Genomic DNA, 13,019 nt, shown 5'->3' with positions numbered 1-13,019 from the left:
CGAGCGGCACGCCGCCTCCGTAACCCCCCGACCGAGCAGACAGTCCACGTCGACTAGTGCCAGCGCAGCAGTACTAGTTCGGAGCAGAATCCGGGGCCCATCGCCATCATCAGACCCGGACTTCCACTGGGCGGTGGTTTGGCGATGGTGTCGCGCAGCACGTGCAGCACCGACGCCGAGGAGAGGTTGCCGATCTCTCCCAACGAGCGCCAGGTCAGCTCCAAGGCCTCCGGGGGCAAGTTGAGACTCTCGGTGATCGCATTGATGATCTTGGGGCCACCGGGGTGGGTCACCCAAGCGCCGATGTCGGTAGTGCTCAAGTCGTGCGCGGCCAGGAAAGTGCTGACGTCGCCGGCTACGTACTCCTCGACGACGGCCGCCAGATCCTTGGACAGGACGAGCTCGAATCCGGCGGAGCCGACGTCGTATCCCATGGTGCGCAGTGAGTCGGGGTAGAGATGGCTGCGCGAGTCGAGGATGTCCGGTCCGCCGGCGCCGACGTGATCGGCGCGGCGGTCCCCCACCGCCACCACCGCGGCGGCACCGTCAGCAAACAAAGCACTGCCCACCAGACCGGCCAGCGAGGGCTTGTATCCGGGATAGGTGAGCGAGCACAGCTCGACCGAAACCAGGGCCGCGATGCCGTCCGGCGCTCCGCGCAGGTAGTCGTGCAGCCGAGCCACCCCCGCCGCTCCGGCCACGCAGCCCAAGCCGAACAGCGGCAACCGCCGCACATCCGGACGCAGCCCGACCCGGCCGGCGATGCGTGCGTCCAGCGACGGCACCGCCACACCGGTGACCGTGGTGGTGATGACGAGATCGAGGTCCTCGGGCTGCAGCCCAGCCACATCGAGCGCCCCGATCAGGGCTTCGACGCCTAGATCTACGGCCTTGTCGATGAAAATCTCGTTGGCCTCGCCGAAGTCGTTCAGCTTCGGGTACGTCTCCAACGGCAGGACCAGGTGACGGCTGTCGACCTTCGAATTGGCATGCAGCTGCCGAACGACGTCTTCGTAACAGCGGAAATCCGGGATGTTGACGAAGGCTTCGGTGAGTTCTCGCTGACTATAGCGATACGGTGGCAGAGCACCGAACACACCGGCGATGACGCTCATTGTTCCCACACCCTTAACACGAACAACAACGCCGAAACGTTCGATTAGCTTACCTAGGGGTCAAAGTCTAGTCTGCCGAGAACGGACCGGAGCGCGGTTTCGTCAAGGGCGTCAATTTCTGGCGCAGCCGGTCGACGGCGTTGTTCACAATGTTGAGCTGATCGGCAACCCGGCTCGGCGCGGTACCACCCCGAGCATCGCGCGAGGCCACCGAACCCGCCACGGTCAAGACCTCACGAACCTGCGGCGTCAGATCGGGGCTGAGGGCGGCCAGCTCATCGTCGGTGAGCTCCGGCAGCCCCACGCCACGCGCTTCGGCGGCACGCACCGCCGCGCCGGCGGTCTCATGCGCGACGCGAAACGGGATACCTTGGCGCACAAGCCATTCCGCAACATCGGTGGCCAGCGTGTAGCCGGCGGGCGCCAGCGCCGCCATCCGCTCGACGTCAAAGGTCAAGGTGCCCACCAGGCCGGCCATCGCCGGCAGCAGCAGCTCCAGCTGAGCTACCGAGTCGAACACCGGCTCCTTGTCTTCCTGCGGGTCGCGGTTGATCGCCGGCCGGCAACTCATCGCAAGCCTCTGGGCCCACTGGAAACAGACTGAACCCTTAGCACCTGCGGCTAACTGAGGCGGCTTGCTAGCCGAGCTGGCGACGCCCAGGGCTGCCGCCCGGGCCTGGCGTACCGGCCTGGCCGGCGGCCCCGTCCAGGCCGTCGGCACCCGACTCGCCGTTCTGCCCGTTTCCATTCACACCCAGGCCACCTGGGCCCCCGGAGCCACCGCCGCCGCCGTCACCGCCTTGCCCGCCGGGCCCGGCGGCCCCGCCGGCCCCCCAGCACCTGGCTGCCCGAACAATCCGCCCGCCCCACCGTTGCCACCAGCGCCGCCGACACCGCCGCCACCACCAGTGCCTCCAGTACCGCCTGGCCCACCATCGCCACCATCGCCACCGCTAGCGCTGGCCGACGGGATGACAGCCTGGGCGGTGGCCGTGGCATTGCCACCACCGCCACCGTTTCCACCAGTACCGCCGATCGCGCCGTGCCCGCCGTGCCCGCCAGCCCCGCCAGCCCCGCCAGCCCCGCCGTCGCCCAATAGCAGTCCACCGCGGCCCCCCATCCCGCCAGCTCCGCCACCAGCGCCACTACCCGCGTTGTCGGCGCCGCCGCCGCCGGCGCCGCCCGTGCCACCCATGCCACCGCTGGCGATCGCCGTCGCTGTGCCGTCATTGCCACCGGTGGCAGTAGCAGAGGCGGTGCCCCCCGCCCCTCCCGTGCCGCCTGCGCTACCGATGCCACCGGTGCCGCCAGGACCACCCGCGCCGCCGCCAGCGCCTGCTGACGCGTTGCCAGTGCTGCTGGTCGCGGTGGCGGTGGCGGTGTTGTTGGCTCCGGCACCTCCGGTGCCCCCTGGGCCTCCGCTGCCGCCGGTGCCGCCCGTGCCGCCGGAACCGCTGCTGGCGGTGGCGGTGGCCGCGGTAACGGCGTTGGCAGTGGCGGTGTTGTTGGCTCCGGCACCTCCGGCGCCGCCGACGCCGCCCGTGCCGCCGGTACCACCTGCGCCACCGGTACCACCGGTGGTGGTACCGGTGGCGAAAGCACCCGAGACGCCACTGGCACCGGTGGCGGTGGCGCTGCCGGCCTGGCCACCGGCCCCACCCGCTTGGCCGATCAGGCTGCCGTCGGCACCGAGCCCGCCGCCGCCACCCACGGCGGCGGCGGTACCCGTTAGGGAGTTGGTGACGGGAGTCCCCGCGGGTCCGCCTTGGGCGGTGCCGTTAGGCGTCGCCGGCACGGGGTTGACGGCGGGCGCTCCGGCGGCACCGATCCCGCCAACCCCACCAGCACCACCGGCACCGGACAACAGCGCAGCGTCACCGCCGACCCCGCCGTTCCCGCCGATGCCGTTATTGATAGCCGCGTTGCCAGCACCGCCAGCTCCACCGGCGCCACCGTCACCAAGCAACAACCCGCCGTTGCCGCCGGCCCCGCCAGTACCACCGCCGCCGCCCAGCCCCCCCATCCCCCCATTGCCGAATAGCCACCCACCATTGCCGCCAGCACCCCCAGGCGCACCGAGCCCACCGGTCCCGCCGACTCCGCCGGCACCGATCAGCCCCGCACTTCCGCCCCTTCCGCCGACCACCCCAGCAGTTGTACTGGCGCCGCCGCTTCCACCGTTGCCGTACAACAACCCACCGTCGCCGCCGGGCTGACCTACCCCGCCAACAGTCCCTCCATTGGCGCCGTTGCCAATTAGCGGGCGCCCCAGCAACGTTTGGGTAGGCGCATTGATCAAATTCAGTAGAGTCTGCTGAACGTTTATGGCTTCGGCGCTGGCATACGAGCGACCAGCGGTACTGAAGGTCTGCACGAAATTCTCATAAAAAGTCGCCGCCTCGGCACTCAGCTCCTGATATGCCTGAGCATGCCGAGTGAATAACCCCGCGACCGCGCTCGACACCTCATCAGCACCGGCTGCCACCAGCACCGTCGTCGGGACCGCCGCCACGACATTCGCCGCCCCGATCGCCGAGCCAATTCTGGCCAAATCCCCAGCTGCGGCCTCCATTATCGCTGGCGTTGTGATCACGAAGGACATCGTCAGTACCTCCTACCGGACGTTGGGTAAAGCGTAATCCCGGAGGCTCCGACAGGGCTCATCATCGAGCCGTCAAAATCATGGCTACATACCGTCACGCGTATCGGTCACACCGCATTCAGACCCGTGCCCGTTATTTCCCGCTTCCTCTGACCGCCCATCATCTCCGACAGCACAAACCAGCTCGTTCACATGTCTCTATGCCGACTTGGCGCGCGCGACCGACGAGACCGGGGCGGCGGCTTCAGTTTCCGCCGGTGAGGACGGCCAGCGGAATCGAGCCGCCATGCATTTCCAGGAGCCGCGGTCCACACATCCTTCTCTGCCGAAAGCCGGTCAGCATTCCCGCGAGACCCAGCGTGCGCCCGCCAAGACCGCATCTTATGGATGTTGCTCCGCGGGAGCGCTTCCGAGCAGCGCAGAGGTAGCCCAAGGTCGTCTCACGACGGACGGCGGAGCCGCTCCCGCAACGCGTCGCAGCTGACCTGGACCGCTTTCAATTGCTTGGCAACTTGACCCGGCGCGGTACCACCCCGAGCATCGCGCGAGGCCACCGAACCCGCCACGGTCAAGACCTCACGAACCTGCGGCGTCAGATCGGGGCTGAGGGCGGCCAGCTCATCGTCGGTGAGCTCCGGCAGCCCCACGCCACGCGCTTCGGCGGCACGCACCGCCGCGCCGGCGGTCTCATGCGCGACGCGAAACGGAATACCTTGGCGCACAAGCCATTCCGCAACATCGGTGGCCAGCGTGTAGCCGGCGGGCGCCAGCGCCGCCATCCGCTCGACGTCAAAGGTCAAGGTGCCCACCAGGCCGGCCATCGCCGGCAGCAGCAGCTCCAGCTGAGCTACCGAGTCGAACACCGGCTCCTTGTCTTCCTGCAGGTCGCGGTTGTAGGCCAATGGCTGGGCCTTCAGCGTGGCCAGCAGTCCGGTGAGGTTTCCGATCAACCGCCCGGACTTGCCGCGGGCCAGCTCGGCGATATCGGGATTCTTTTTCTGCGGCATGATCGAGCTACCGGTGGACCAGGAGTCGTGCAGCGTCACATAACCGAACTCCGTCGTGCTCCAGATGATGATGTCCTCGGCCAGCCGCGACAGGTCGACCGCGATCATGGCCAGCACGAACGCGGCCTCGGCCGCGAAATCCCGGGCGGCGGTCGCGTCGACGGAATTGTCGGCGGCGCCCGAGAAGCCCAGCTCCGCGGCGATCGCGTCCGGGTCCAGACCCAGCGACGAGCCGGCCAATGCGCCCGAGCCGTACGGGGACACGGCCGCGCGCTTGTCGAAGTCGACGATCCTTTCCACGTCGCGCAGCAATGGATGAGCGTGTGCGAGCAGGTGGTGGGCCAGCAGGATCGGCTGAGCCGACTGCAGGTGTGTCTTGCCGGGCATGATCGCGATCGGATGCGCGGCGGCCTGAACGGTCAGGGCTTGGACCACGTCGAGCGCACCGGCGGCGACCCGGCGCACGGCGTCGCGCAGCCACATCCGGAACAGGGTGGCGATTTGGTCGTTGCGTGAGCGGCCGGCCCTCAGCCGGCCACCCAGCTCCGGCCCGACCCGCTCGATCAGCCCGCGTTCCAGCGCGGCATGCACGTCCTCGTCGGTGACCAGTGGGCCGAAGCTGCCGTCGGCGACGTCGTTTGCGAGGCGGTCGAGGCCGGCCAGCAAACCGTCGCGCTGCTGTTCGGTGAGCAGCCCCGCTTGGAAGAGAACCTTGGCGTGGGCTTGGGAGGCTCTGATGTCGTAGGGCGCCAGCACCCAGTCGAAGTGGGTGGACTTGCTCAGCGCGGCCAGCGCATCGGACGGGCCGCCGGCGAACCGCCCGCCCCACAGCGACCCTTCGTTGGTGCTCACTTTTTCTCCGCGGGTAGGGCTCCCCTCGCGAGCAGAGGCAAAAGCCCCTCCACGACCGACGTGTCGGGGGCTTTTGCGTCTGCTCGCCAAGGGTGCGTCACCGCAGGTCCCGGCGGGCGGAGAGTTTGGACGACAGCCCGTGCACGTAGACAAAGCCCTTCGCGGCCGATTGATCGAAGGTGTCGCCCTCGTCGTAGGTGGCCAGGTTGAAGTCGTAGAGGGATTCGGCGCTGCGCCGCCCGTTGACCGCGATGTGACCGCCGTGCAACACCATCCGGATCTCGCCGGATACATGTTCCTGAGTCTTGGCGACGAAGCTTTCCAGCGCGATCTTCAGCGGCGAATACCACAGCCCGTCGTACACCAGTTCGGCCCAGCGCTGATCAGTTTGACGCTTGAACCGGCCCAACTCGCGTTCCAATGTCACATGTTCGAGTTCGGTGTGCGCGGTGATGAGCACCATCGCGCCCGGCGCCTCGTAGATCTCGCGGCTCTTGATGCCGACCAACCGGTCTTCGACCACATCGAGCCGGCCGACACCTTGCGCACCGGCGCGGTGGTTGAGTTCTTCGATGGCCTGCAACAGCGACACCGATCGGCCGTCGATCGACACAGGCACGCCTCGCTCGAATCCGACGATCACCTCGTCGGGGGTGCTCCAGTTGACCGTTGGGTCTTCGGTGTAGGCGTAGATGTCCTTGGTGGGGGCGTTCCACAGATGTTCCAGGAAGCCGGTCTCCACCGCACGGCCCCAGACGTTCTGGTCGATGGAAAACGGTGAGCGTTTGGTGACATTGATCGGGATGGCGTTTTCCTCGGCGAACGCGATCGCCTTCTCCCGGGTCCAGGCGTAGTCACGGACCGGCGCCAGTACCTCCAAATCCGGTGCCAGCGAAGCGAATCCGACTTCGAATCGGACCTGGTCGTTGCCCTTGCCGGTGCAGCCGTGCGCGACGATGCCGCCGCCGTGCTCGCGTGCGGCCGCAACCAGGTGCTTGACGATCAACGGTCGGCTGATCGCCGAAACCAGCGGGTAGCGGTCCATGTACAGGGCGTTGTTCAAGATCGTGGGCAGGCAGTAGCCCTCGGCGAACTCGTCGCGGGCATCGACGACGACGGCCTCGACGGCGCCGCAGTCCAGCGCCCGCTGCCGCACAACCTCCATGTCCTCGCCACCCTGGCCGAGGTCGATCGCCACCGCCACGACCTCACGGCCGGTCTCCTTGCCGATCCAGCTGATGGCCACCGAGGTGTCCAGACCGCCCGAATACGCCAGGATGACGCGTTCTGACATGAACCAACTCCTTTATTTCAGGTTTTCCAAAGCCGAGGCCAGCTCGGCGCCGGTCATCGGCTCGCGGGCGGCCACGAACACGGTGTCATCGCCGGCGATGGTGCCGACGACGTAGGGTAGCGCCGCGCGATCGATGGCGCTGGCCAGGTAGTGCGCGCCACCGGGTGGAGTGCGCAGTACGGCCAGGTTGGCGCTGGCGTCGGTGGACACCAGCAACTCGCCAAGCAGCCGGGACAACCGTCCGGTGCCCCCGGTGACGCCGCGCACCGGGCTGCCGTCTTCGGGCACGACATAGACCCCGACCCCGCCGTCGGCGCCGCGCAGCTTGACCGCGCCAAGTTCTTCGAGGTCACGCGACAGCGTGGCCTGGGTTACTTCGATGCCTTCGGCGGCCAGCAACCCCGCCAGTTCGCTTTGGCTGCTGACCGGTTGGGTCGACAGGATCGCCACGATGCGGGCCTGCCGACCGGCACGGGTGACTTCGGGTGTGGCCTTCGACCCGCTGGCGGTCATTGCGCCCCTCCTCTCCCCCGCAAGCGGTTGGTACCCCCACATCGCTGCGTCCCCCGCAAGCGGGCGGTACCCCCACTGCATCGTCGTCGGCGCGGCGTCATTGCGAGCGCTCCAACAGCCACACCAGCAGCGCTTTTTGGGCATGCAACCGGTTTTCGGCCTCGTCCCAAACCGCGCTGGCCGGGCCGTCCATCACCTCGTCGGTGATCTCATCGCCGCGATGCGCCGGAAGGCAATGCAGCACAACGGCTTCCGAGTCGGCCAGACCCAGTAGTTGCTCGTTGACCTGGAACGGGCGGAACGGTTTGACACGATCCACCCCGTCGTTCTCCTGTCCCATCGACGTCCAGGTATCGGTCACCAGGACGTCAGCGCCGGCGGCGGCCGCCCCGGCGTCGGCGGTCACCGTCACCGAGGCGCCGGTCGACTGGGCGCGCTTTTCGGCAGCGGCCAGCACCGACCGGTCGGGCAGGAAGCCCCCGGGGGTCGCGACGGTGACGTGAATACCTGCGGTGACCCCGCCGAGCAGCAACGAGTGGGCCATGTTGTTGGCGCCGTCGCCGAAGTAGGACAGACGCAGGCCGCGCAGTGACCCTTTGCGCTCGGCGATGGTCTGCAGATCGGCGAGCACCTGGCAGGGGTGGAACTCGTCGGAAAGCCCATTGATGACGGGCACCGTGGCGACACCGGCCATGGCGTCAAGGCGGTCTTGGCCGAACGTTCGCCAGACGATGGCATCGACGAAGCGGGACAACACTCTTGCGGTGTCCTGCAGAGTTTCGTCGCGACCCAGCTGGGTGCTTTTGGCGTCGACGACGACGGCGTGCCCGCCAAGTTGCGCGATGCCCATTTCGAAGGAGAAGCGGGTGCGGGTGGAGTTCTTGTCGAAGATGACCGCCACCCCGCGCGGCCCCTGCAGCGGGCGGCGACTGAACGGGTCCTTCTTCAGTTCCGCGGCAAGCTCGAGGACCTCGGCCTGCTCGGCGGGTGACAGGTCGTCGTCGCGCAGGAAATGTCTGGTCATGTCTGTGCTCCGGCGGTCTCGAGGATGCCCGGCAGCGCGTGCACGAAGCCGTCGAGCTGAGCTTCGGTGATGATCAGCGGCGGCGCCAGCCGGATGACGTCGGGCGCGGCGGCGTTGACCAGGTAACCGGCCTCGCGGCCGGCCGCCTCGACGGCTTTGGCGTACTCGCCCGCCAACACGATGCCCTGCAGTAGTCCGCGGCCGCGGACGTGGTCGATCAGCGGATGTCCCAGCGATTCGATGCCCTGCCTCAGCCCTTTGCCCAGCACATCGGCGCAGCGGACCAGATCCTCGGTCGCCAGCGTTCGCAGCACCGCCAGGGCCGCCGCGGTGCACACCGGGTTACCGCCGAAGGTGCTGCCGTGCAGTCCGGGGGTCATCAGATCCGCGGCGGGCCCGACGGCCAGGCACGCCCCGATCGGCAGCCCGCCCCCGAGCCCCTTGGCCAGGGTCACCACGTCCGGGGTGATGCCGTCGTGCTGGTGGGCGTAAAAAGCGCCGGTGCGGCCCATCCCGGTTTGCACCTCGTCGAGCACCAGCAAGGCGCCATGTCGTGACGTGATGTCGCGGGCGGCCGCCAGGTAGCCCTCGGGCGGGACGACCACACCGCTCTCTCCCATGATCGGCTCGAGAAAGACTGCGGCGGTGCCGTCGTCGACCGCGGCGGCCAAGGCGTCGACGTCGCCGTAGCGGACGTGGGTGACGTAGCCCGGCAACGGCTGAAACGGCGCCTGCTTGGCGGGCTGCCCGGTGAGGGCCAGCGAACCCATCGTCCTGCCGTGGAAAGATTCTTGGGCCGCAACCAGTTTCGTGCGTCCGGTCAGCCGGGACAGCTTGAATGCCAACTCGTTGGCCTCGGTTCCGGAGTTGCAGAAGAAGACTCGTGCTGGGTTTTCCGCGCCCAGCAGTGCCACCAGCTCCTCGGCCAGCGCGACTCCGGGTTCGGTGGCATACAGGTTGGATGTGTGGCCCAGCGTCGAAAGCTGGTGCGTGACAGCACCGATGACCGCCGGGTGGCGATGGCCCAGGACGTTGACCGCAATGCCGCCGAGCAGGTCGACGTAGGTTTTGCCGTCCACGTCGGTCACCATGGCGCCGTCCCCGCTGGCCAGCGCTATCGGCGGAGTGCCGTAGTTGTTCAGCATCACGGCCTGCCACCGTTGTTGCATGCTCTCGGTTTGTGTCACACGCCCACCACCTTCGTGCCGGTGCCCTCGTTGGTGAACAGCTCTACCAACACACAGTGTTTGACCCGGCCGTCGATGACGTGCGCACTGGGGACGCCGCCGTCGACAGCCCGCAGACACGCCTCTATCTTCGGGATCATCCCCGCTTCCAGGGTGGGCAGCAGTTGCGCCAGTGTGGCCGTGTCGATTTCGCTGACCAAGGAATTGCGGTCCGGCCAGCTCGTGTACAGGCCTTCGACATCAGTGAGCATCAGCAACTTTTCGGCTCCCAGAGCCTCGGCCAATGCTGCCGCAGCGGTGTCGGCGTTGATGTTGTGCACCACACCGTCGGCGTCCGGCGCCAGCGTCGAGACCACCGGAATCCGGCGTGCGCCAATGAGATCCACCACCGCATCCGTGTTCACCTTGTCGACGTCGCCGACCAGGCCGATGTCGGTGGCTACACCGTCGACGGTGACGCTGCGCCGCACCGCGGTGAACAGCTGGGCATCCTCCCCGGTGATCCCGACGGCATAGGGACCGTGCGCATTGATCAGGTTCACCAGCTCGCGGCCCACCTGGCCGAACAGCACCATGCGCGCCACGTCGAGCACTTCCGGTGTGGTGACCCGGAATCCGCCCTTGAAGTCACCTTCGATGCCCAGCCGCCGTAGCATCGCGGTTATCTGCGGTCCCCCGCCGTGCACCACGACCGGATGGATCCCGCAATTGCGCAGAAATGCCATGTCGGCGGCGAATGCCTGCCGCAGCGTGTCGTCGATCATCGCGTTGCCGCCGTACTTGATCACAATGATCTTGCCGTGCAACTGCTTCAGCCAGGGCAGAGCTTCGGCCAGCACCTGCGCCTTGACCTGAGTGGTCAGGGCCTCGATGGTCATGAGCGCCGCTCCTCCTCATCGCTTCGCTCTGCATTGTCGCCGGCGCGGGTCATGAGCGCCGCTCCTCCTCATCGCTTCGCTCTGCATTGTCGCCGGCGCGGGTCATGAGCGCCGCTCCTCCTCATCGCTTCGCTCTGCATTGTCGCCGGCGCGGGTCATGAGCGCCGCTCCTCCTCATCGCTTCGCTCTGCATTGTCGCCGGCGCGGGTCATGAGCTGTAGGCCGAATTCTCTTCGACGTAGGCGTGCGACAGGTCGGTGGTCCGGATGGCGGCCTGCCCATCGCCGATATTCAGGTCCACGGTGATGTCGATGTCGGCACCTGACAGGTCGACCTCGCGTGCTCCCGGAACACCGACTCCGTCGACACAGACGGCTGAGCAGTTGAACGACACGCTGATTCGATCGGGATCGAGGGTGATCGGCGCCATCCCGACGGCCGCCAACACGCGGCCCCAGTTCGGGTCGGATCCGAAAAGCGCCGTCTTGACCAGGCTGTCACGAGCGATTACCCGGGCGGCGGTCAACGCGTCGTCCTCGCTGGTTGCTCCTCTTACCGTTACCGTGACACGCTTGGTGACGCCTTCGGCGTCGGCTTGCAGTTGAGCGCACAGATCGTCGCAGACCCGCAGCACCGCTTCGTCGAGGTCAGCTTGCGACGGCGTGAATTCGCTTGCCCCCGAAGCCAGCAACAGCACCGTGTCGTTGGTGGAACAGCTGCCGTCGACGTCGAGCCGGTCAAAGGTGCGGGCGGCGGCTCGGCGCAGCGCGTGATCGAGTGCCGCAGGCTCGGCGACCGCGTCGGTGGTCAGCACACACAGCATGGTGGCCAGCGACGGCGCCAGCATGCCCGCACCCTTGGCCATCCCGCCGACCGTCCACTTCTGATGGTGCAGCGCAACCTGTTTGGGAACGGTGTCGGTGGTCATGATGGCGTGCGCGGCGTCGTCGCCGCCAGTTAGCCCGCCGTGCATTTCATGCACAATGTCACGAACGCCGTTGAGCACCTTGTCCATCGGTAGCCGGTCGCCGATCAGGCCCGTCGAGCAGACGGCGACCTCGATGGCCCCGGTCTCGGTTCCCCAGTCCGACAGCTCGGCGGCGACCGCTTCGGCGGTGGCATGGGTGTCCTGAAAGCCACCCGGGCCGGTGCACGCGTTGGCGCCGCCGGAGTTGAGAATCACCGCGCGCAACTGTCCGGTGGTCAACACCTGCTGGGTCCACAACACCGGCGCGGCCTTGACCTTGTTTCGGGTGAAGACGCCCGCGGCGGCATAGTCGGGGCCCTCATTGAATACCAGCGCGAGGTCGGGGGCACCGGATGATTTGATGCCAGCGGCGATGCCGGCGGCCCGGAAGCCGGCCGGTGCGGTGACCCCTTGAGCACGCAGCAACCTTGTGACGGTTGGTGTTTCGGTCACGGTGCCACTCCTACGACTGACAGGCCGTCGATTTCCGGCCAGCCCATCGCCAGGTTCATGGATTGGATCGCGGCGCCGGCCGTTCCCTTGACCAGGTTGTCGATCGCGGCCAGCGCCACCAGCGTCTGGGCGCCCTCGTCGACGGCGACGGCAATATGCGCGGCGTTGCTGCCGATCACCGCGCCCGTGCGGGGCAACTGGCCCTCAGGCAGCAGATGAACGAAGGGCTCAGCGTCGTAGGCCTTTTCGTAGGCTGCCCGCAATTGGGCGATCGGCGAGCGGGTGCGCGCGGTGCAGGTGGCCAAGATGCCGCGCGACGTCGGAATCAGGACGGGGGTGAACGACACTGTGACGTCGCGGCCGGTAACCGCGCGCAGCCCCTGCGCGATTTCCGGGGTGTGCCGATGGGCACCGGCAATGTTGTAGGCCCGAGCCGACCCGATGACTTCCGATCCGAGTAAGTCCGTCTTGGCCGCGCGGCCCGCCCCTGACGTTCCACTGACGGCGACGACGGTCACAGCCGGCTCGATCAGATCGTCGGCCATGGCGGGCAGTAGCGCCAGCAACGCCGCGGTTGGATAACACCCGGGAACCGCGATGCGGCGTGCGCTTTTCAGCCGTTTACGCGCACCTGGCAACTCGGGTAGACCGTAGGGCCAGCTCCCGGCGTGCGGGGAGCCGTAGAACCGCTCCCAGGCCGCCGGGTCCGTAAGCCGGAAGTCCGCGCCGCAGTCGATGATGAGGGTCTCCGGCTCGAGTTGCGCGGCTAGCGCCGCCGAATATCCGTGCGGCAGAGCGAGGAACACCACGTCGTGGTTGTCGAGCACGTTGTGCTCCGTGGGTTCGAGAATTCGTTCGGCCAACGGCACCAGATGCGGGTGATGCTCACCCAGCGTGCTGCCCGCGCTGCCCGCGGCGGTCAACGCGCCGATCGTCAACCGGCCGGCGGTGCGCGCTGGATGCCCCAGCAATAGACGTAGGATTTCACCGCCTGCGTAGCCGCTGGCACCGGCAACCGCCACCTTTGTCACATCGGCCATTCGGCCGATTCTGCATGGTTATGCAGATGTTTGCAAATCCATTCCGGAATGTGTCGGCTGGGCGCTGTTGCCGCCACGGTTGGAGGC

9 protein-coding genes and 2 pseudogenes are annotated in these 13,019 nt (G+C 67.6%); all 11 read right to left on the bottom strand.

Going from position 1 to position 13,019, the window contains the following annotated elements:
- Nucleotides 1-53 precede the first annotated feature (53 nt).
- Entirely contained in the window at nucleotides 54-1,115 is a 1,062-nt protein-coding gene (locus tag MKAN_RS26965; RefSeq protein WP_023373771.1) for a type III polyketide synthase, read from the bottom strand.
- 67 nt (nucleotides 1,116-1,182) lie between these two features.
- Nucleotides 1,183-1,674 (bottom strand): annotated as a pseudogene (locus MKAN_RS26960) (argininosuccinate lyase); the annotation flags it as partial.
- Between the two features lie 189 nt (nucleotides 1,675-1,863).
- A complete protein-coding gene (locus MKAN_RS26955; protein ID WP_155254716.1) occupies nucleotides 1,864-3,717 on the bottom strand; it encodes a PE family protein in 1,854 nt (617 codons plus the stop codon).
- A gap of 440 nt (nucleotides 3,718-4,157) precedes the next feature.
- Nucleotides 4,158-5,576, bottom strand: a complete 1,419-nt coding sequence (argH, locus tag MKAN_RS26950) for an argininosuccinate lyase (RefSeq protein WP_023373765.1) — start codon at nucleotides 5,574-5,576, stop codon at nucleotides 4,158-4,160.
- A gap of 97 nt (nucleotides 5,577-5,673) precedes the next feature.
- Nucleotides 5,674-6,870, bottom strand: a complete 1,197-nt coding sequence (locus tag MKAN_RS26945; protein ID WP_023373763.1) for an argininosuccinate synthase — start codon at nucleotides 6,868-6,870, stop codon at nucleotides 5,674-5,676.
- A gap of 12 nt (nucleotides 6,871-6,882) precedes the next feature.
- The gene (locus tag MKAN_RS26940; RefSeq protein WP_023373761.1) at nucleotides 6,883-7,383 is read right to left on the bottom strand and encodes an arginine repressor; all 501 of its coding nucleotides are present in this window, start codon (nucleotides 7,381-7,383) and stop codon (nucleotides 6,883-6,885) included.
- Between the two features lie 97 nt (nucleotides 7,384-7,480).
- The gene (gene argF / locus MKAN_RS26935; RefSeq protein ID WP_023373759.1) at nucleotides 7,481-8,407 is read right to left on the bottom strand and encodes an ornithine carbamoyltransferase; all 927 of its coding nucleotides are present in this window, start codon (nucleotides 8,405-8,407) and stop codon (nucleotides 7,481-7,483) included.
- A complete protein-coding gene (locus MKAN_RS26930) occupies nucleotides 8,404-9,576 on the bottom strand; it encodes an acetylornithine transaminase (RefSeq protein ID WP_080674290.1) in 1,173 nt (390 codons plus the stop codon). Before MKAN_RS26930 ends, argF begins: the two co-directional genes overlap by 4 nt.
- A gap of 14 nt (nucleotides 9,577-9,590) precedes the next feature.
- Complete coding sequence (argB, locus tag MKAN_RS26925) at nucleotides 9,591-10,472, bottom strand: acetylglutamate kinase (protein WP_023373755.1); 882 nt, start codon at nucleotides 10,470-10,472, stop codon at nucleotides 9,591-9,593.
- Nucleotides 10,473-10,680: 208 nt separating this feature from the next.
- The gene (gene argJ, locus MKAN_RS26920; protein WP_023373753.1) at nucleotides 10,681-11,892 is read right to left on the bottom strand and encodes a bifunctional glutamate N-acetyltransferase/amino-acid acetyltransferase ArgJ; all 1,212 of its coding nucleotides are present in this window, start codon (nucleotides 11,890-11,892) and stop codon (nucleotides 10,681-10,683) included.
- Nucleotides 11,889-12,948, bottom strand: a pseudogene (argC, locus tag MKAN_RS26915) (N-acetyl-gamma-glutamyl-phosphate reductase). The gene argJ and the pseudogene argC overlap by 4 nt, the downstream one beginning before the upstream one ends.
- Between the last annotated feature and the right edge of the window lie 71 nt (nucleotides 12,949-13,019).

Source organism: Mycobacterium kansasii ATCC 12478 (assembly GCF_000157895.3).
In the GTDB taxonomy this organism is placed as follows: domain Bacteria; phylum Actinomycetota; class Actinomycetes; order Mycobacteriales; family Mycobacteriaceae; genus Mycobacterium; species Mycobacterium kansasii.
This window is presented reverse-complemented; position numbering and strand designations above follow the sequence as displayed.